The organism is Oceanospirillum sp. (assembly GCF_048265165.1).
Classification (GTDB): Bacteria; Pseudomonadota; Gammaproteobacteria; order Pseudomonadales; family Halomonadaceae; genus Oceanospirillum.
Genome location: NZ_JBLXCD010000003.1, coordinates 51,172 through 71,614, shown reverse-complemented (window position 1 = coordinate 71,614; position 20,443 = coordinate 51,172). Strand labels below are relative to the sequence as shown.

Below are 20,443 nucleotides of genomic sequence, written 5' to 3'. Positions count from 1 at the left end.
GACTGTTTGACTAAGACGGGTCGGAGAAGCCAAAAGCTGATTTCTGGTGTCGGTTCAATCCCAACAATACGATAAATGGCAAAGCTCTATGACCGCAAAAACTGCAGATGTGTTGCTAGTAGGGGCCGGTGCGATGAGCACGACCCTGGGTATGCTGTTAAAGCAGCTGGATCCCAATATTAACCTCATTATGGTAGAGCGCCTTGACCATGTGGCGCACGAGAGTACCGATGGCTGGAACAATGCCGGTACTGGTCACGCTGCATACTGTGAGCTGAACTATACCCCTCAGCAAGCTGATGGCAGCGTCAATACTACCAAAGCTTTCGCAATCAACTCGGCCTTTGAGGTCAGCCTGCAATTCTGGTCCTATCTTGTGGAGCAGAAGGCACTTCCTTCCCCTGAAAAGTTTATTAATACGGCACCGCATTGCAGCTTTGTCTGGGGCGAGAAGAATGTTGAGTTTTTACGTGCCCGCTATCAGACTCTCAGCCAATTCCAGGCGTTTGTAGATATGGAGTACTCTGAGGATCACGATGTGATTCGTCAGTGGATGCCATTGGTTATGCAGAATCGTGACCCTTCCGAAAAAGTTGCTGCAAGCCGCGTTCGTTATGGTTCTGATGTTGATTTTGGTTCTGTTGCCCGCAACATGGTTGACCATTTGCAGAAGCAGGATGGTTTTGAACTCCTGCTGAGCCATAATGTTAAAGATATCGACAAAGCGAAAGATGGCCGCTGGAACGTTAAGTTAAAAGATAAACATGGCAGCAATGTGACAATTAATGCTGGCTTTGTCTTCCTGGGTGCTGGTGGTGGAGCTCTGCCTCTGCTGCAGAAGTCCTGTGTAGAAGAAGGTAAGGGCTACGGCGGTTTCCCAGTGAGCGGTATGTGGCTGGTTTGCAAGAAGCCTGAAATCGTTGAACAGCATATGGCTAAGGTTTACGGGATGGCACCAATCGGTGCCCCTCCAATGTCAGTGCCGCATCTGGATACCCGGATTATTAATGGTGAGAAAGCATTGTTGTTTGGTCCTTTTGCCGGCTTCACAACTAAGTTCCTGAAAAAGGGCTCCATGTTTGATCTGGTCAGCACCATCCGCCCGGATAACCTGATGCCAATGATGTCTGTGGGCATGAACAATATGGATCTGACCAAGTACCTGATCAGTGAAGTGCGTCAGTCCCACAGCGCCCGCTGTGACTCTCTGCGTAACTTTTTCCCTGATGCTCAGGATGATGACTGGGAACTGGCGATGGCAGGTCAACGGGTGCAGATCATCAAGAAAGATGAGCAAGGGAAAGGAAAGCTGGAGTTCGGTACAGAAGCGATCACCACTGCTGATGGCTCTCTGGCAGCCCTGCTGGGCGCGTCCCCCGGTGCATCGACTTCGGTTAATACCATGATTGGAATTATCGAAAAATGCTTTAAAGACCGTCTGGCCTCGGATGGTTGGCAGGAAAAGATCAAAGAGATGGTGCCTTCCTATGGCTTCACACTTTCTGATCAGCCGGAAATGCTGAAAGAGATTCGTCAGCGTACATTGACAACCCTGCAGCTGGATAAAGAAGCTAAGACAGAACAGCCTTAGTAAGACGGTGTTATCTTTAAAATGCAAAAAAACGGCAGCTTAGGCTGCCGTTTTTTTTGTCCGTATATATTGAGCGCTATCCAGCTTCTGATCTGAATGATTAGTTACGATCAACGGGCTTGGGTTCAGCCAGCGATAAGCGTTTTTCTAATGCCTGGTAGAAGGGGGCGTAGGGTGCACGTTTAACATATTGCCCATCTCCCTGTTCGGCCAAAAGTTTACCGTTATCGAAGGCTACTTTACCATTACAAATGGTGGTAACGGGGACACCTGATACGGTCATACCTTCAAAGATACTGTGTTCTATATTAGACCAGTGGCTTTTTGCTGAGAGGGTTTTGCTCTGCTCTGGGTCCCAGATCACTAAGTCCGCATCAGCACCCTCACGAATAGAGCCTTTTTGAGGGTAGAGATTAAAGATCTTCGCGGTATTGGTTGAGGTTAGTGCAACAAACTCATTGGCGGTAATCTTGCCGGAGTTGACGCCTTTATCCCACAATACCATTAAGCGCTCTTCCACACCGGCTGTCCCGTTTGGAATCTTAGTGAAATCCTCTTTACCCATGGCTTTCTGTTCCGTGCAGAAGGCACAGTGATCCGTTGCGGTAGTCTGTAACGTTCCCGCCTGAACCGCTTTCCAAAGGGCATCCTGATGATGCTTGGGACGGAATGGCGGGCTCATGACATGAGCTGCTGCAGTTTCCCAGTCAGTGTTCTGATAAACACTGTCATCCACGACTAAGTGCCCTGCCAGCACTTCACCAAAGACCGTTTGACCGTGATCTTTAGCGTAGCGAATAGCATCTGCCGCTTCTTCTGTAGAAACATGCACCAGATAAATCGGAGCCCCCAGGGTCTTGGCAATAGAGATCGCCCGGTTGGCAGCCTCTCCTTCAACCGATGAAGGACGTGACAACGGGTGTGCTTCAGGGCCGTTCATACCTTTTTGCAGCATTTTTTGCTGTAGATGGAAAACCAATTCGCCGTTTTCCGCATGGACGGTTGGCACAGCGCCGAGCTCTAAGCACTGGGTAAAACTGGCCACCAGAATATCATCCGTGGCCATAATGGCATTTTTATAGGCCATAAAGTGCTTGAAAGAGTTAACTCCATGCTCTTTTACCAAGGTGGTCATCTCTTTGGCAACGGAATCATCCCACCAGGTAATCGCCACATGGAAGGAGTAGTTGGCATGGGCTTTCTCAGACCAGTCACGCCACTGCTGATAGGCTTCCAGCAGGGATTGCTGTGGACTTGGAATAACAAAATCAATAATGGTCGTGGTGCCACCGGCCAGTGCAGCGGCAGTTCCAGAGGCAAAGTCATCCTTTGCCACGGTGCCCATAAAGGGCAGTTGCATATGGGTGTGTGGGTCGATACCGCCGGGCATAATCAACTTGCCGGTTGCATCGATCACCTCAGCATCGGGTGCTGATAAATCAGCCCCTATTTGAATGATTTTACCGTTATCGCACAGAAGGTCCGCTTTTCGGCTTTCTTCATGGGTAACAAGAGTGCCACCTTTAATCAGTAACATAATATAGGTCTCCCTTAATTAAGCGGCGCTGCTGCTAACGATTGGTTGTTTATTGGCTGCCGATTGTTTGCTTGCCACAAGAAAGTAAATCAGAGCACCAGTGAATGCACCGGTAAACCAGCCGTAATCATAGAACCAGCTAAGGGAATCAACACCAAAAGATGCAATGGTTACAGCAACAGGAACTGCAAATGCGATAAGGCCTGCAGGGTTGAATGCGGGGTAATCACCCTTAGAAGAGTAGAGCGCGATAAGGTCGAGGTTTTGTTTTTTGATCAGGAAATAATCCACGATCATAATACCGGCGATAGGCCCCAGAAGGCTTGAATAACCCAATAGCCAGTTGGTGTACATACTTTCGACACTAACATCGGATACGATCCAGCCTATTTTCTTCAGCAGTTCCCAGCCCATTAATACAATACCGACGGCACCTGTCATCAGTACGCCGCGGGTATGATTGATCAGTTTGGGGGCGATATTCTGAAAATCATTGGTAGGGGATACAATGTTGGCTGCGGTATTGGTGGAGATGGTGGCAATGATAATTAAAACCATCGCAATCGAAACCCAGAACGGACTGTCGATTTTACCGATTAAGGAGATAGGGTCAGAGATGGTTTCCCCTACCAGTGTTGTTGATGCTGCTGTCAGAACAACACCCAGTGCGGCAAAGAAGAACATGGTCAGAGGTAAGCCTAAAATCTGGCCGATTACCTGATCTTTTTGAGATTTAGCATAGCGGCTAAAGTCGGGGATATTCAGTGATAGTGTAGCCCAGAAGCCGATCATTGCGGTTAAGCCGCCAAAGAAATAACCCCAAAAACTGGCACCTTCAGGGCGTGTTGCCGGTGTTGCTAATACTTCAACAAAGGATACCTTGCCGCTGGCCCAAAACATCAGACCCAGGCTAACAACTAACAGCAGCGGTGCGGCCAGGGTTTCCAACCATTTAATGGATTCTGCGCCACGGATCACCACATACATCTGTAATGCCCAGAAAATAAAGAAGCCGATCACTTCACCGACACCACCTAATGAGGCCCAGCTATCAGAGAAGGCCGAGAACAATAAGTGAATCGCTAAGCCGCCAAACATGGTTTGAATACCAAACCAGCCACAGGCGACCAGCCCACGGATAAGGCAAGGGATATTAGAACCCACAATGCCAAATGATGAGCGTAAGACTACTGGGAAGGGGATACCAAACTTGGTTCCGGGGTAGGCGTTGAGCGTTAGAGGAACCAGCAGAATAATATTGGCGACCAGAATCGTTACCAGCGCCTCCGTTACCGACAAACCAAAGTAAGCGGTTAATACACCGCCTAAGGTGTAAGAGGGTACGCAGATCGCCATACCAACCCAAAGGGCTGCAATATTAAAAATACTCCAGGTTCGCTCCTTGATTTTTGTTGGGGCCAGGTCATCGCTGTAGGCGGGGCTGGATTTCAGATCATCTTTTGCATCCAGTTCGTAGAATTCACCTTGTTTTATCGCTTTACTCGTCATCTTTGCACCTTTCGATTTTTGATTTTGGTGTGCAAAAGCACGGTTCTTATGGGGAAAGTTTTCTTTCTAAACGGACCATTCTTTCTAAAGGGTGGAATAGCTTATGAAGCAGAAGCTAAGCGATGGCTTGCTTCAAGCATGGTATGCAGCAAGACATTGGCTCCGGCTTCACATTGCTCAGGAGAGCTGTATTCAACTTCGTTATGGCTGATACCACCTTCGCAGGGAGTAAAGATCATGCCTGCGGGCACAAGGTCTGCCATATAGCAGGCGTCATGGCCGGCACCGGCATAGATATCCATGTGGCTGTAGCCGAGCTTCTCTGTGGCGGCTTTTACATCATCGGAGGCGTTAAACTCCACCGGAGCGAAATACCAGAAAGGGTCCAGGTTGATCTCAAGGCCGCGTTTGTCTGCAACGCTTTGGCAAAAGGCGGTTAGCTCTTCATGCATGGCGAGCAGTACATCCGGCTTGGGGTTACGAAGGTCGGCACTGAATTTGATATTGCCGGGAATGGTGTTGCGGGAGTTGGGATAAACCTGCATAAAGCCAACAGTGCCTAAGCCGTTTTCATGGCGGTGGGCGATGTTTTCAATCTCGGAGATGATTTCAGCAGAAGCTACCATGGCATCTTTACGCAGATACATAGGGGTGGTTCCTGAATGGGACTCCCGACCTTGAATCTCAATGTTGTACCAGCGAATGCCCTGACCCAGGCGAACAATACCGATGGCTTTGTCGGCATCTTCTAAAATAGGACCTTGCTCAATATGGGTTTCAAAGAAAGCGCCAACATTACGACTGCCAGGCTCTGCATCCCCTAAATAACCGATACGTTTAAGCTCATCGCCTAAGCGAATACCGTCAACATCGGTTTTATTCAGTTCGGTTTCAAGGTCAAAGCGACCGGCATAAACACCAGAGCCTTGCATGGCAGGTTGAAAACGAGAACCTTCTTCATTGGTCCAGACAGAAAATTCCATGGCGGTTGGGGTTTCGATTTTGTTTTCATGCAGTGTGCGTAAAACTTCAACACCGGCCAGTACCCCAAAAACACCATCAAACTTGCCACCTGTCGGCTGAGTATCCAGATGACTGCCGGTGCCTACGGCGGGAAGATCATTATTCTTACCCGGGCGACGGGCAAAGATATTACCAATCTTATCGATAGTGATCTCACAGCCAGCGGTTTTACACCAAGATACGAATAGGTCACGGGCTTGCTTGTCTAAATCGGTTCCTGCCAGGCGATTACAGCCGCCCTTTTCGGTCGCCCCAAACTGTGCCATCTCCATCAGGCTATCCCAGAGGCGCTCTTTTTTGACTCGTAAAGTGTTGATCTGTAAATCCTGCATATATGGCTCCTAAAAATAGTGAAGTAGACTGTATGGCTGTTAATAAGAGAGTATTTGCTTATCTATTTTATTTACCATTTGGTAAAATTTAAGAGTTAAAAACTCCTCGATAAATGAACAACTTAAATTGCAGAGGAGTTGGATGATCAAAATATCACGCAAAGGGCTAATGCAAGCAGGAGGCCAACTTTATATATCAGGGTTTAATTCAACGATAGTCGTGTTGTTTCCGCTAAGCTTTAGAGACAGGATGAAATAGCATTGTTTTATCAAAAAAATATTTTAATTCAATATGTTAGAAGGTGGTTCTTTTTGTGGTAAAGACAGTCAGCAAGAAAACGAAACAGGCGATTAACAGGGAGATGCTGGAGTCGCGGATTTTACGTTCAGCGGAGGTTGTTTTTGCTGAGCGGGGTTTTAGTGGAGCCTCCATGGAGCGGATTGCTGAGCGAGCGAATATATCCAAGCAAAACCTGATTTATTACTTTTCAAACAAAGACTTACTATACAAAAGGGTTTTACAGGAAACCCTTAATATTTGGATTGATAAGCTACAACTTCTGGAGCTTTCAGAGGCGGACCCCGAGACCTCGATTCGCCATTATGTGAAGGCAAAAATGCAACTTTCCAGAGACTATCCCTACGGCTCTAAAGTCTTTGCCCATGAGATTATTGGTGGTGCGCCGGTGCTCAGACCTTATTTGGTTTCTGATTTAAAACCGCAATTTGAGCGTGATATAAATGTTGTTAACTCGTGGATTAATAAGGGTTTTATTAACAAAATAGACCCTCCTTATTTCTTTTTTATGGTTTGGGCAACGACTCAGTCATATGCTGATTTTTCCACTCAAATGGAAATTTTAATGGGGCAGTCTCAACTTCATGAAGAAGGTTACGCCCGGGCAGAGAAAGCTGTGACAGAACTTATTTTGCACGCTCTTGGTGCTGGTAAAAAATAATTCTTTCTTTTTACCATTTGTAAAAACAAAGCCTGAATTTAATGTTAATGAAATATGAAAAAATAGATAACCTTTAACATTATGTTTTTACAGGGATTTTAATAAATAGTTAATGATTTGGTTAACCTGTATTAAATAGACTGGGGTCAGTTTGGTGCGCCTTCTGCACTAAAAAAAACGTGTTTACCGATCAAATTTCTTTGTGATATTTATGTTTTATACCAAATGGTAAAACATTTAAATTCACGTAAATTTGGTGGTTCATCATGATCTCTGCTGCTGACGCTAATCGATACAAAAACGCTACAGGCCCAGACCTATACGCACTGTGCGAGCAGGCATCAGCTGTTCGTGATGCACAGTGGGGCCAACAGGTGACTTATTCGCCTAAAGTGTTCCTGCCTTTAACCAATATGTGCCGTGATACCTGCGGCTACTGCACCTTTGTTCAAAGCCCTGATAGCCCAAACGCTAACTATATGACACCGGAACAGGTGCTGGCAGTAGCAAAACAAGGTGAGGCCGCAGGCTGTACTGAAGCTCTGTTTAGCCTGGGTGAAAAGCCCGAGCAACGTCACCTTAAAGCCCGGGAGTGGCTTGAACATCTGGGTTACGCCAGCACTTTGGACTATCTGCAAAGTCAGTGCGAACAGGTGTTAGAGCGCACACGACTTCTGCCTCATATTAATGCTGGGGCGCTGACAAAAAGCGAACTGGCCAGTTTAAAACCCTATGCCGCCAGCATGGGCATGATGCTGGAAAACAGCTCAATCAACTTAATGAAGCCGGGACAGGCTCATTATGGTTGTCCCGATAAAACCCCAAAGCGCCGAACCGCAACCCTGGAAGCCGCAGGTGAATTGGGTATCGCCTTTACCACCGGTCTTTTGATCGGTATCGGTGAAAGCTGGGAGGACCGGGTCGAAAGCCTGGCGCTGATCCGCGATATCCATCAAGCCTACGGCCATATTCAGGAAGTGATTATTCAGAACTTCCGTGCTAAGCCGGGTACCGCAATGGCCGGATGTGCAGAGCCTGATCTTGATGAGATGAAGCGTACCCTGGCGATAGCACGCTTAATACTCCCGCCAGAGATTAGCCTGCAGGCCCCGCCGAATCTTGAACAAGAGTACGGGGCTTATCTTTCGGCGGGTATTAATGACTGGGGCGGTATCTCTCCTATCACCCGTGACTTTATTAACCCGGAACGTGCCTGGCCGCAAATTCAAAGTTTAGATGCCGCCTGTCGTGGCCGTGGCTATCAGCTCTTTGAACGCCTGACGATTTATCCTGAATTTCAATCCACAGAGCAACACTTTCTAGTGCCAGCCCTGCAACAACGTGTGCACGGGTTAAATCAAACGAATCTTCTATCAAGAGGGCTTGTCGCATGAATGCACCTGTCACCGTTTCTTCATCTATCTCTGTATTGGCACCAGTCGATACCTCTGTACCAGTGAATACATCTGCAATAGACAGCGCATCACCATCCCCGGCCATACGTAAGGACTATCAGGCGGTATTACAGAAGGCTCTGGCGGGAGATGAGTTATCTGTAGATGACGCTATTTTACTTTTTGATGGACAAGGGGCAGAAACCGACGCGCTGTGCCATACCGCTAATATTGTCCGTCAGAAAAGAAAAGGGCTGCAGGCTAGCTTCGTCATTACCCGAAATATCAACTTTACCAATGTCTGCTACATGGGGTGTCGTTTTTGCAACTTTGCCAAGCACAAAGGTGATGAAGGGGCGGAGTTTTTAAGTCTGGAGCAGGTTGCAGACAGAGCCGAAGAGGCTTGGCAGCGAGAGGCAACGGAGGTGTGTATTCAGGGCGGCCTACACCCTGATCTGGATGCGGACTACTACCGCGGCATTATTACCCATGTGAAAGCCCGTGTGCCGGAGATACATATTCATGCGTTTTCACCCTTTGAAATCTGGTACGGCAGTAAAAAAGCCCGTATGACACCCAAAGCTTTTTTGGCAGAGCTAAAAGAGCTGGGTCTGGGTTCTATGCCGGGTACCGCCGCTGAGATTCTGGATGTAGAGGTGCGCAAGCAACTCACCAAAAATAAGCTGACCACGGAAGAGTGGGTCAACATTATTAAAGCGGCCCACAGCGTGGGTTTGCCCACAACCGCCACGATCATGTACGGCCATGTGGATACACCAAAGCACTGGGCCGAGCATATGGCTCTGTTACGGACCATTCAGAAAGAAACCGGTGGTTTTACTGAGTTTGTCCCCCTTGGTTTTATCCACTACGAAACCGCACTGTACAACGATAACCCTGACCAGGTTCGTACCGGCCCGACAGATGATGAGCACCTGAAAATGCACGCTGTAGCAAGGCTGATGCTGCAGGGGCAGATCGATAATATCCAGTCTTCATGGGTGAAAATGGGGCCGGAGCTGGCGGCCTCATTATTGAAATCCGGTGTTAATGATCTGGGCGGTACGCTAATGAATGAAAGTATCTCCCGAGCCGCCGGTGGTAGCCACGGTCAGGAGGTCATGCCCAGTGATATGGTCGCCAATATTCAGGCGAATGGCTTAACACCGGTGCAGCGCGGCACCCTCTATCAAACGCTAAAAACCTTTCCATCACCGATTCTGACAGCGGTTGATACGTCTCCGGCATTGACTTCCTCTGATGCTTTACCGGTATCCGCAGGAGGTCAGGGATGACAGCGCCTGTGGTCACTCTGCTGGCCGGAGGTGTCGGTGGTGCAAAGGCGGCAGAAGGACTGCAAGCCTCCCGATATGCCGATCACGCCGCCGTTATTGGCAATATTGGCGATGATGATATTTTTCACGGTTTAACGGTTTGCCCTGATATAGACACGCTGATCTATTCCTTGTCCGGACAGATTGACCGAGAGAAAGGCTGGGGGTTACGGGATGAAAGCTATCAGGCCCTTGAGGGATTAAAAGCCTTTGGCCATGAGACCTGGATGACACTCGGGGATAAAGATTTTGCCACCCATATCTATCGAACCTGCGCTCTTAATTCCGGTGCGACTCTGACCGAGGTGACTCTGGGTATTGCCCAGCGCTTTGGTCTGAAACTGCCGATTATGCCACCCACCAATGACAAGGTGCCGACACAGATTCACTTTGATGGTCAGTGGCACAGTTTCCAGCGCTACTTTGTCCAGCATCAGTGCCAGCCTGAGATTGACGGGATTCGTTATCAAGGGGCAGAGCAGGCCACCGCAACCCCTGAGGTGCTTAAGCAGCTGAGCAATAGCGATATTATTTTGCTGGCGCCCAGTAATCCTTTGGTCAGTATCGGTGCGATTTTAGCTATTCCCCAGATCAGGCAAACCATTCAAAACAGCAACGCCTTTGTGCTGGCGATCTCCCCCTTTATTGGAGGACAAACCGTGAAAGGCCCTGCGGATCGTATGATGCGCGCTCTGGGTAAGGCCGCTAACAATATCGCCTTAGCGGAGCATTATGCCGGTTTGATTCAGGGCCTGGTGATTGATCATCAGGATAAAGAGGATCAGGCGGCGATAGAAGCTCTCGGCATCAAAACCTATTGCCTGCCCACCTTAATGCAATGTCTTGAGGATAAAGCGCAAGTGGTTAGCGCCAGTCTTGAATGGGCGATTAAGCAATCAACGACCAGTTCCGCAACGGAAGAGGCGCTCCTATGAAACCCCATGATTCTTTAGCCGATAGCCCCATCAGAACGTCCAGAGCGAACAGATCTTCTGAAGGCCCTGATAAAACAGCATCCCTTTGCATTGTGGTGCCGGTTAAGTCACCGGAACTTGCCAAGCAACGTCTGTCACCGGCGTTAAACCATCAGCAGCGGGAGGTTCTGGCAAAGCATCTGTATCAGTACACCCTTGGCTATCTTCAGCAGCACTTCTCTGATTATGACCTGTTGGTGGTGAGTGAAGATAGCAAGGTACTGGCCAAAGCGGAACGTCTGGGCTGCCTCACGCTGAGACAAACGGCAGGACGCGGACTTAATGCCGCCATGGAGCAGGCGGCCTCAGAGGTTTGTCGTTTGGGTTACAAAAGCCTGTTAATGCTGCCGATTGATCTGGCTTTTTTGACCGAACAAGAGCTATCCCAGGTGATCCGGCGCGGCCAGGATCAGGATGTGGTGGTTGCCATCGCTAATGATGGCGGCACCAATGCACTGTTGGTTCAGCCACCGAATGGGATTCGCTTTCGATTTGGTTTGGATTCCGCCCGAGCCCATCAGCGTGAAGCGATAAAAGCCAATCTGAAATTTAGCGCTCTGGCCTTGCCTTTAATGGCATTGGATATTGATCAGGAGATGGATCTCTATAGCGCCACCGCCGCCAACAGCCATGCGTTGACTGGGCTGACAGAAACGGATATGACGGGGATAGGAGGCAAACGCTATGCCTAATGCTACATCTTTATTGACATCTGCACCTGCATCTAAACCTGCATCTGAACCCACATCAGGTCAGAAAACACCTACCGGCCTTAATGTATTCCGACTGGAAGGTTTACCGCATTTTAAAACGGGGGATCGCCTGGCAGATCTGCTTATCGCCCACCTGGATCACCATGATATTGCTTTGGTTAACGGTGACATCCTCGTGATCGCCCATAAAGTGGTGTCTAAATGCGAAGGTGCCTTACGTCGTCTGTCTGAGGTGACACCGACGCAGTCTGCCCTTGATCTGGCGGAAAGCGTGCGCAAAGACCCCCGCAAAGTACAAATTATTATCGATCAGTCAAAACGGATTCTGCGAGCGGTACGCCGACCTGAACAGCAGGAAGGTGTGCTTATCGCTGAGCATAAGCGGGGCTATATCTGTGCCAATGCCGCGGTGGATGAATCCAACTCGGATGATCCCGATATTCTGATCACATTGCCAGATGACCCGGACGCCAGTGCCAAGGCGATTGCGGATCAGCTGGAAGCGCATTTTGGCATCACCCTAGGGGTGATTATCAGCGATACCTTTGGCCGACCCTGGCGTTTAGGCCAAACCAATGTCGCCATTGGCGTGGCGAATGTTCCTGCTTTAAACCTGATGGCCGGTGAAACCGATGCTTACGGTCGCCCCCTGACCGTTACCGCTCCGGCATTGGCGGACGAGCTGGCGGCGGCTTCTGGTCTGCTGATGGATAAAAGCGCACAAACCCCCGTGATTGTCTTTCGTGGTCTTGATTGGCAAGCAACCGACAGCTCAGGTCAGGATCTGATTCGAGCGCAACAAGAGGATTTATTCCGATGAAAGTAGCCATTATTGGTGGTACAGGCCCGCAGGGCAAAGGGCTTGCCAAGCGTTTAGCGCTGGCCGGTGTTGATGTAGTGATTGGTTCGCGGGATGGCGATAAAGCCGCCGCGTTGGCCGATGAACTCAATAGTACGTTCGATGGGCAACATTTAAGCGGCTGTGATATTGCCAGTGCCGTACAGGCCAGTGACGAGATTGTGGTGCTATCAGTGCCGTTCAGCGGCCATAACGCCACGTTAGAGCAGATTAAGCCCTTGCTCAACGGAAAAATACTGGTGGATATCGTGGTGCCTCTTGCTGAGGGCAACCCTAAAGCGGTCAGTATGCCGCCGGAAGGTTCCGCCACCGAGGCCGCTCAAGCGGTGCTTGGGGATGAGATTCCTGTGGTGGGTGCCCTGCACAACGTTTCAGCGGTAACGCTAAACAATCTGGATACCCCTATTAACTGCGATCTGCTGGTTTGCGGTAACGACCTGACCGCGAAGAAAAAAGTGATGGCGCTCTGTGAACGGTTGGGCACCACTGCTTATAACGCAGGGCTGGCAGAAAGCGCCCGCTGCATCGAAGCGATTACCCCTATTTTGATTCGGCTGAATATCTCAAAAGAGGTGCCCTTTTCCCATGCGGGGATTCGTATCTGTCCCCCAGAACACTAATTCAAGCCTGGAGCTTAATGCTTAAGCCTTAGCGAAGCAGTAGCAAAAAGAAATAACAGAAAAAAAGCAACAATAGAAAGAAACCAATAAATAACAGTCAAACAATAATACCCGAGGTAACTCTTATGGAATTTGGTATCACTTTTAAAGGCTTTGTCAGCCCAGATCGCGCCCGTCACCTTGTACGCCAAGCGGAAGCTGCAGGCTTTGATTACTGCTGGTTTTATGATTCTCATATTCTATGGCGCGAATCCTTCGTGGCAATGGCGATGTGTATGGAACACACTACCAAGCTGCGCTTTGGCCCCTGTGTCACCAACCCCAATATTCGTGATTGGTCACTGGCCGCCAGCCTGTATGCCAGTTTGGCCCACCAGAGTAATGGCCGCTTTGATATCGGCCTGGGGCGTGGAGATTCATCCATGCGGGTTATGGGGAAAAAACCAGCGCCTTTAGCCCGTGTGGCAGAATTTACCCAAAAAGTTAAAGCGATGGTGCGCGGTGAAGAGGTGGAATACGGCGAGTGCGAAGAGCCGGTGAAACTGCCTTGGGCAACCGGTTATGAACTACCGGTTTGGATTGGTGCCTACGGCCCTAAAGCGCTTAAAACGGCGGGTGAAGTCGGCGATGGCGTTATTCTGCAAATTGGCGACCCTAGCCTGGTTAAATGGTTTGCTGATCAGGCTAAAAGCGCAGGCGAAGCCGCAGGCCGTGATATGAGCAACTTTAAAGTACAAGCCGCAGCCCCTGCGTATTTTGGTGATATGGATTACTGCGTAGAGCACACAAAATGGTATCCCGCCATGGTAGGTAACCATGTTGCGGATATTGTGGAAAAATACGGTAGCGATTCAGGTCTGGTGCCACGAAGCCTGACCGACTATATCGAGAAACGTCGCGGTTATGACTACTCCAAACATGGCCAGAGCGATAACCCGTACCTGGATTTTATTACCGAAGATATTGTCAAAAGCTTCTGTGTACTGGGCCGTGTTGAGGATCATATTGCTAAGATTCGTGATCTGGAAGATGCGGGAACCACTCAGTTTAATATCTATCTGGATAATGGCGATGAAGAGAATATTATCGCCCAATATGGCAAACATATTATTCCTCAGTTTAAAGCCGGTGCTGATAGCGCCAAGTGAAACCTGTGATAGGGTTTAAAAAAACGGCAGCCTTGGCTGCCGTTTGTTTTTTTAGGACGTCTGAATCGCGCTGACCAGTTTATCCAGCTGATTGATAATCACCGTCGGCTCTGGCCCCCAAGGATCAAATATCACCTCGTTTGAGCGTTTTACCCAGGCAGTTTTCATGCCGTGGTTGAGTGCACCAAGGATATCAAAGGGGTTACCTGAGATCAGCCAGCCACTGTCTGCCGATACACCGGCAGTATCCAGCAATAGCTGATAAACACCTGGGTTAGGCTTAAAGGTTTGCAGCGCCTCAACACTGATGATGTCTTCGAAGTAATCCCGGATACCGGCATGATCTAACAGCCCTTCAACAGCAGCGGCACTGCCGTTGGAAAAGGCGTAGCAGAGCATCCCTGCGTCTTTGGCTGCTTTCAGTCCTGCCAGGGTATCGTCAAAGGCTGGCAGCGTTTTATAGACCGCCATTAAAGCCTGACGGGTATCTTCCTCAAGGGGTTGTTTTAGTGCCATACAGGCATAATCTAAAGCGTTTCGGGTGCATACCGAAAAATCGACATAATCCTGCATCAGGCCACGACGAAACGAATATTCCAGCTGTTTTTCCCGCCACAGTTTTGAGAACGCAGGGGCATTATCACCCATGATTTTTTGCAGAGCGTCTAATACGCCCTGAGTGTCTATCAGAGTGCCGTAAACATCAAAAGCTAACGCTGTTTTATCTGTCATCTTTGCCTCTTAGGCCGGACTGCTTATTTAACTTTTAGGCTCAGCAGCTTAGCATAGTGCTCTTATAATGTTCAGCCATGCCGGGTTGAAGTTTCTTATTATAGTAATCTTTATAATGGTCTGCTAAACCAGCCTGTACCTGCTTCATAATCTGATATGAGTGAGTTGCTATGTTGCCCGAGTTAAATTTTGATCAGGAACACCTGTTAAAGCTAGCCCGAATGAAAATGCCTTTTGGAAAATATAAGGGACGGGTTCTGGCTGATCTGCCTGAGCCCTACCTGCTGTGGTTCAGCAAGCAGGGGTTTCCAAAGGGAGAACTGGGTAAGCTATTGGCGCTGATGCTGGAGCTGCAGATTCATGGGCTTGAAATGCTACTGGAGCCCCTGAAAGAGAAGTGTTAATCACAGATTGTTTAATGTTCGTTTTCTGATCCTGTCAGTTTTACTCCCACCCTCTGGATATTGGGATTCTCTTTTCTTTTTAATATTTCCTGCCTCCTTTTTTCTGCAATATTTTCTGTATGGATCTGTATGTAATAGGGCTCTTATAAAGATAATTGCTTTAATTATACGTTTTTCTTGCCTGTTAGATTGTGCTCTTTATAAGAAACGATAGAATTAGAGTAAGTTGTATTAGCTCTCTTTTCTTGAGGTAGGTTGTATGTTCAGTCGTTTACGGATAAGAACGCGTCTGGTTCTGGGGTTTGGCCTTTTTATGTTACTGGTGTGTGGCATTGTCATTCCTCTACTTCTGACGGATATGAAGCTGATTATTGAGGAGGCCGAACGTCGTGAATTGGTCAGCCTTTTTGGTCAGCTGGAAGATAGAGTGAAGGGCGAGGAGCGTTTGGCCCTGGCATTGGCAACCTATACCGCCAACCAGAAAGAGATTAAAGAACATTTGATCAAGGGTGACCGTTCAGCCCTTGAACTGAGTACCTTACCGGCCTTTAAGCAGCTTGAGACAAACTTTGGCCTACGCCAGTTCCAGTTTCACCAGCCACCGGCGACTTCCTATTTCCGGGTTCATAAAACCGCCAAGTTTGGTGATGACCTGTCCGGTTTTCGTGAAACGGTTGTGATGACTAACCGTGATGTTAACCCTGTCAGTGGTATCGAAAAAGGCGTAGCCGGTTTAGGTATTCGTGGCGTTGCCCCGGTACTGATTGAGGGTCGTCACTGGGGGTCGGTGGAGTTTGGTTTCTCATTAGGCCAGTTTTTCTTTGATCAGGCGAAGTCAGAAACAGGGGCCGACTTTGTTGTATCTCGCCCTGTAGAGGGGTATCTGGAAGATTATGCGTCTACCTTAGGCGGTAATTCGTTATTATCGGCAGAGCTTTTGCAACAGGTTTTATCCGGTGAGCGGGAGAAGGTGTTTCGCCAACTGGATATCAATGGGCGTGACTTAGCTGTTTATGCCGGTGTCCTGACCGATTTCTCCGGCCAGCCTGCAGCGGTTGTTCAGGTTGCGATGAAGCGCGATCATTATCTGGAAATGCTGGATCGCTCCTTTCTGGATTCTGTGCTGATTGCTGCTGCCTTTATCATTTTTGGTTTGATACTGGCGGTTATTATTACCCGCAGCATTACGCGACCTTTGGACTCAATGCGATTGGCGGTGGAGAATATTTCCAATGGTGATGGTGATCTCACTCAAAAAATCCGTGTTGACGGTGATAATGAGATAGCCGAAATTGCGCAAACCGTTAACGGCTTTATCGACAATATAGAGAGCATTATTAAAAAGTTGATGAAGTCGGTAGCCAGTGTTTCCGGTTCCGGGTCTGAGCTCTTTGATATTACAGAGCACTCCATTGAGTTAACCCATAAACAGCGGGCGAATACCCATGAGGTTGCTACCGCGGTGAATGAGATGACTGCCACAGCACAGGAAGTTGCCCAGCATGCTTCCAGTACCTCAAGCTTTACCGAAGAAGCCAGCAAGCGCTCCAGTGTCAGCCATGCCACGGTAAAAGAGAGTATCCGAACTATTCATGAGATGGCCGAAAATGTTGGCTCTACGGTTGATATGATCAATCGTGTGAATGAGCAAACTACAGAAATTCATACCATTTTGGATGTGATTCACGGAATTGCCGAGCAAACGAATCTATTGGCACTGAATGCCGCCATTGAAGCTGCCCGTGCCGGGGAGCAGGGCCGTGGTTTTGCTGTGGTAGCCGATGAGGTGCGTCAGTTAGCCCAGCGCACCCAGGAAGCAACCGGCCAGATCAATGTAATGATTGCTGACCTGTTGAAGGTAACCAAGGACACTACCGATGTGATTAACCACAGTCAGGAGCACGTTCAGGAGCTGGTGGAAGTAGCCAATGCATCCGGTGATGCATTACAGGCGATTACCGATGGTATGCAGCAAATTAACGACACTGTTTACCAGATCGCCAGTGCCGCAGAAGAGCAGAGTCAGGTTTCTGATGATATCAATCTTAGGGTGGTGGATATTGCCGAAGGTGCACAGGAAAGTGCAGACGGCGCTGATAAGATTTTGCGTAGAACCTCAGCGATGGGTACAGAGCTGACGTCTTTGATGGGCGTTATCCGCCACTTTAAAGTAAGCAACGATCCGGCCATAGAACTGGCAGTGGCGCGAAGTGCGCATCAGGCATGGAAAATGCGTTTGCGTACCTTCCTGGATGGGACGGGGTCAATCTCTATGCAGCAGGCCGTTTCTGCTCATGATTGTGATTTCGGGCAGTGGTACTACGGAGAAGGTCATGAGTTCTGTCGTCATGAGACAGATCTGAAAGCGATCGAAAACCCACACATTGAGATGCATGAGCTGATTCAGCAGATCGTTAAAGCTAAAGAGTCCGGTGATCAGGCTAAGGCTGAGGCGCTGTATCACAAAGTCTGTGATCTTTCTGAGATGATTGTTGCCGGTATGGATACCGTGATCGATAGATACAAACATCAGAGCTAAGGGCAGTGCTTTTTGCCTGCTGATATAGCCTGAAGAGGGTTCACGGCCATAGAGTCGTGAACCCTTTTTTATTTCTCTGCGTAAAGCCTGTAAGTTCTGGAGATACTTATGCGCTATTACTCACTATTACCATTTTCTGCCATTATCGCCTTTAGCTTGCTGACGTTGCTGGTCAGTATCGGCTGGCTTCCTCCCGGTGAAGCGATTCTTGAGCAGCTGAAGTCGAATCTCGGCGATAGTCAGAGCTGGTTGCTGCTGCTGATTATTCTGGCTGAGTCGATTATCTATCTAGGTTTTTACTTTCCCGGTCAGTTTTTTGCTGTGGTGATTGTGGTGCTGTCTGAGCCTGATTTCAACGATATGCTTTGGCTGACCCTGATGATGGTGACGGCAGCAACGTTGGGCTCCTGCGTTAACTATGGTCTGGGGCGGGTATGGGGCGATCCCGATCACGCGCAGCAAAAAGGTTACTCCCTGCGAAACCTGTTGTTGGCGATGCTGCACACCAATGCACTGGCGTTCTATATGTTTGCGCAAGGCGCAAACCGCCATCCGTTTAAAGTGGTCTTGCTCTCTGGCCTGATCAACCTGCCCTATTACTTGCTGTTGATTGCCGGAACGGCGTTACTGAGTGACGAGGTGATGTATGTCGCTGAAACACCTGAAGTGTTGGCGGTTTTCCTGACCGTCTGGTTCCTGATTGCGCTATGGATGGATATTCGTAAGCGGGCGATACCTACTACGGATATTTGACATGTTGCTTATAGGGCGTATCGTACGCACCGCTGACGGTGCAGAGCTTTTGTTCGCTTAGCCGAATATAAGCAGCGATACGTCAGCTGAATATAAACAGCGATAAGGAGCACTCAGGTGTTACAGATATCCAATGCAGTGACCATTCCCGATGAGGAGTTAGAGCTGCAGGCTATACGGGCCCAGGGCGCCGGTGGTCAGAATGTAAATAAGGTGTCATCAGCGATTCATCTGCGATTTGATATTGCCGCTTCCAGTCTGCCGGAGTTCTATAAAGAACGTTTGCTGGCACTGAAAGACAGCCGGATCAGTAAAGAAGGTGTGCTGGTGATTAAAGCGCAGCAGTTCCGTACTCAGGAGAAGAACCGAGAAGATGCGTTGCAGCGACTGAAGGCACTGATTCTGGATGCCACTAAAATTCAGAAAGCCCGAAGAGCAACCAAACCCAGCCGTAACTCACAGAAGAAACGGATGGATAAAAAGAACCAGCGGGGACAGATTAAGTCTCTACGTGGAAAGGTGGTGTGATGAGTATTTTTAATAGGATCGGCAGTCAGATAATGGTGTTGGGAATGAACAGTTTCAGGAGAAAACGGAATCGAAACTTCGGCCTCAGACGGCGGCTTGTTACTCAACCCCTTCTGATAAAAGAAAAAGGGCTGCCGAATACACTGCCAAACAGTTTATCCGCCAGCCCTTTTTTATAACCTGAAGCCCCTGATACTCGGTTAGCTGAACTCAGCAACCACGCGGTCCAGCTCTGCCAACAGCTCTTTTTTACGGGTTTCTTCCGCCCAGCTGCCTTCGATACTGTTACGGGTCAGGGTGATGATCTCATCCATGCTCAGGCCGACCGCCTGCTGCAGCTGCATCAGGTTCTCGTTCATATAACCGCCAAAATAAGCCGGATCATCGGAATTGATAGTAGCCTTCAGACCGGCTTGCAGCATGGTCGGAATCGGGTGGTTGGTCAGGTCTTTTACCACCTGCAGTTTCAGGTTCGACAGCGGACAAACCGTCAGTATCATCTGTGAATCCCGCAGGCGTTTAATCAGAGCGTCATCTTCCAGTGAGCGGTTGCCGTGATCAACCCGATCCACCTGCAGCAGATCCAGTGCCTGCCAGACATAGTCTGCCGGGCCCTCTTCACCGGCGTGGGCCGTGATCTTTAAACCCAGCTCCCGGCAGGCGGCAAATACGCCCTGAAACTTCTCCGGCGGATGCCCCATCTCGGAGGAATCCAGGCCCACGCCATAGATCTCATCCAGATAAGGTTTGGCCAGTTCCAGTGTTTCATAGGCGCTGTCTTCTGACAGATGGCGCAGAAAGGACATAATCAGGCGATAGCTGATGCCATGCTGACTCTGGGCTTCTTTCAGTGCCTGCACAATACCGCCAATCTGGGTGGCAAAGTCGATGCCGCGCTCAAGGTGACCCTGTGGGTCCCAGAAAATTTCTACATGGCGCACATTCTGGCTGTGAACTTTGTCCAGATATGCACGGGTCAGATCATAATAATCCTGACGGGTCTGCAGCACATTCATACCCTGATAGTAGAGGTCCAGAAACTCCTGCAAGTTATTGAACTGGTAGGCTTCTTTGAGGGCTTCCACTGAATCATAGCTAAGTGTAATACGGTTTCGTTTTGCGATAGCAAACATCAGCTCTGGCTCAAAAGAACCCTCAATATGCAGGTGCAACTCTGCTTTGGGCAGTGCCTGAATCAGGCGAGCGATTTCTGGTTGGGTTTTAGGGTTTAGCACTGTCATTTGAGGTCTCCAATTCTGATGGTGGCATTCTAACGGATTGGTGTGCCTGAGTCTGAAGTTGAGTATAGCGTTTGCCCGTATAAATACAGGTAGAACACAAAAGTCCCATTTTTAGCGAGAAAATGTCATGTTTAGCCATGGGGCTTGTGTCCATAATTCATTTATCAACAAGGGTATGAAGTTGAAGGGATCTTACTTCTCTACCCGTCGTAAACGCTGCTGAAGTGGTTTGCGTCCGATAAATACAATAACA

The 20,443-nt window shown here is 48.9% G+C and carries 18 protein-coding genes; 13 read left to right on the top strand and 5 right to left on the bottom strand.

The annotated features are described in order from the left end of the window. The first annotated feature begins 46 nt into the window (after positions 1-46). Positions 47-1,591 (top strand): malate dehydrogenase (quinone), encoded by a 1,545-nt coding sequence (mqo, locus tag ACN0R8_RS07345; RefSeq protein WP_417596440.1) that lies wholly within the window; start codon positions 47-49, stop codon positions 1,589-1,591. Positions 1,592-1,691: 100 nt separating this feature from the next. Here mqo and hydA read toward each other — a convergent pair whose 3' ends face one another. From hydA to ACN0R8_RS07330, 3 genes are all read right to left on the bottom strand, one after another. Further along, positions 1,692-3,131 carry a dihydropyrimidinase gene (gene hydA, locus ACN0R8_RS07340; RefSeq protein WP_417596846.1) on the bottom strand — a complete coding sequence of 480 codons (1,440 nt, stop codon included), beginning with the start codon at positions 3,129-3,131 and terminating at the stop codon, positions 1,692-1,694. A 15-nt stretch (positions 3,132-3,146) separates the two neighbouring features. Then, entirely contained in the window at positions 3,147-4,637 is a 1,491-nt protein-coding gene (locus ACN0R8_RS07335) for an NCS1 family nucleobase:cation symporter-1 (protein ID WP_417596439.1), read from the bottom strand. 101 nt (positions 4,638-4,738) lie between these two features. Beyond that, on the bottom strand, positions 4,739-5,992 hold the full coding sequence (locus ACN0R8_RS07330; RefSeq protein WP_417596438.1) for a Zn-dependent hydrolase: 1,254 nt from the start codon (positions 5,990-5,992) through the stop codon (positions 4,739-4,741). Positions 5,993-6,306: 314 nt separating this feature from the next. On the opposite strand from ACN0R8_RS07330, the gene ACN0R8_RS07325 reads away from it, so the two are divergent. The 8 genes from ACN0R8_RS07325 (at position 6,307) to ACN0R8_RS07290 (ending at position 13,993) form a co-directional block, all read left to right on the top strand. After that, a complete protein-coding gene (locus tag ACN0R8_RS07325) occupies positions 6,307-6,951 on the top strand; it encodes a TetR/AcrR family transcriptional regulator (protein WP_417596437.1) in 645 nt (214 codons plus the stop codon). Between the two features lie 266 nt (positions 6,952-7,217). Then, positions 7,218-8,345: a 7,8-didemethyl-8-hydroxy-5-deazariboflavin synthase CofG gene (gene cofG / locus ACN0R8_RS07320; RefSeq protein ID WP_417596436.1), complete on the top strand. Its 1,128-nt coding sequence runs from the start codon at positions 7,218-7,220 to the stop codon at positions 8,343-8,345. Then, positions 8,342-9,640 carry a 5-amino-6-(D-ribitylamino)uracil--L-tyrosine 4-hydroxyphenyl transferase CofH gene (gene cofH, locus ACN0R8_RS07315; RefSeq protein ID WP_417596435.1) on the top strand — a complete coding sequence of 433 codons (1,299 nt, stop codon included), beginning with the start codon at positions 8,342-8,344 and terminating at the stop codon, positions 9,638-9,640. Before cofG ends, cofH begins: the two co-directional genes overlap by 4 nt. Continuing rightward, positions 9,637-10,614 carry a 2-phospho-L-lactate transferase gene (gene cofD, locus ACN0R8_RS07310; RefSeq protein ID WP_417596434.1) on the top strand — a complete coding sequence of 326 codons (978 nt, stop codon included), beginning with the start codon at positions 9,637-9,639 and terminating at the stop codon, positions 10,612-10,614. Before cofH ends, cofD begins: the two co-directional genes overlap by 4 nt. Continuing rightward, positions 10,611-11,345, top strand: coding sequence for a 2-phospho-L-lactate guanylyltransferase (cofC, locus tag ACN0R8_RS07305; protein ID WP_417596433.1), 735 nt, complete (start codon positions 10,611-10,613; stop codon positions 11,343-11,345). Before cofD ends, cofC begins: the two co-directional genes overlap by 4 nt. Then, the gene (gene cofE / locus ACN0R8_RS07300; protein WP_417596432.1) at positions 11,338-12,186 is read left to right on the top strand and encodes a coenzyme F420-0:L-glutamate ligase; all 849 of its coding nucleotides are present in this window, start codon (positions 11,338-11,340) and stop codon (positions 12,184-12,186) included. The genes cofC and cofE overlap by 8 nt, the downstream gene beginning before the upstream one ends. Beyond that, positions 12,183-12,845 carry an NADPH-dependent F420 reductase gene (gene npdG / locus ACN0R8_RS07295; RefSeq protein WP_417596431.1) on the top strand — a complete coding sequence of 221 codons (663 nt, stop codon included), beginning with the start codon at positions 12,183-12,185 and terminating at the stop codon, positions 12,843-12,845. The genes cofE and npdG overlap by 4 nt, the downstream gene beginning before the upstream one ends. A gap of 125 nt (positions 12,846-12,970) precedes the next feature. Beyond that, a complete protein-coding gene (locus ACN0R8_RS07290) occupies positions 12,971-13,993 on the top strand; it encodes a TIGR03842 family LLM class F420-dependent oxidoreductase (RefSeq protein WP_417596430.1) in 1,023 nt (340 codons plus the stop codon). A 51-nt stretch (positions 13,994-14,044) separates the two neighbouring features. Here ACN0R8_RS07290 and ACN0R8_RS07285 read toward each other — a convergent pair whose 3' ends face one another. Beyond that, the gene (locus ACN0R8_RS07285) at positions 14,045-14,725 is read right to left on the bottom strand and encodes a haloacid dehalogenase type II (protein ID WP_417596429.1); all 681 of its coding nucleotides are present in this window, start codon (positions 14,723-14,725) and stop codon (positions 14,045-14,047) included. 170 nt (positions 14,726-14,895) lie between these two features. Between ACN0R8_RS07285 and ACN0R8_RS07280 the strand changes: the two genes are divergently transcribed. The 4 genes from ACN0R8_RS07280 (at position 14,896) to arfB (ending at position 18,949) form a co-directional block, all read left to right on the top strand. Beyond that, a complete protein-coding gene (locus tag ACN0R8_RS07280) occupies positions 14,896-15,129 on the top strand; it encodes a DUF3820 family protein (protein WP_417596428.1) in 234 nt (77 codons plus the stop codon). Between the two features lie 259 nt (positions 15,130-15,388). After that, positions 15,389-17,668: a methyl-accepting chemotaxis protein gene (locus ACN0R8_RS07275; protein ID WP_417596427.1), complete on the top strand. Its 2,280-nt coding sequence runs from the start codon at positions 15,389-15,391 to the stop codon at positions 17,666-17,668. Positions 17,669-17,776: 108 nt separating this feature from the next. After that, positions 17,777-18,421, top strand: coding sequence for a hypothetical protein (locus ACN0R8_RS07270; protein ID WP_417596426.1), 645 nt, complete (start codon positions 17,777-17,779; stop codon positions 18,419-18,421). Positions 18,422-18,538: 117 nt separating this feature from the next. Next, complete coding sequence (gene arfB / locus ACN0R8_RS07265) at positions 18,539-18,949, top strand: alternative ribosome rescue aminoacyl-tRNA hydrolase ArfB (protein ID WP_417596425.1); 411 nt, start codon at positions 18,539-18,541, stop codon at positions 18,947-18,949. A gap of 200 nt (positions 18,950-19,149) precedes the next feature. On the opposite strand, the gene ACN0R8_RS07260 is transcribed toward arfB, so the two are convergent. After that, a complete protein-coding gene (locus tag ACN0R8_RS07260) occupies positions 19,150-20,190 on the bottom strand; it encodes an adenosine deaminase (RefSeq protein WP_417596424.1) in 1,041 nt (346 codons plus the stop codon). Between the last annotated feature and the right edge of the window lie 253 nt (positions 20,191-20,443).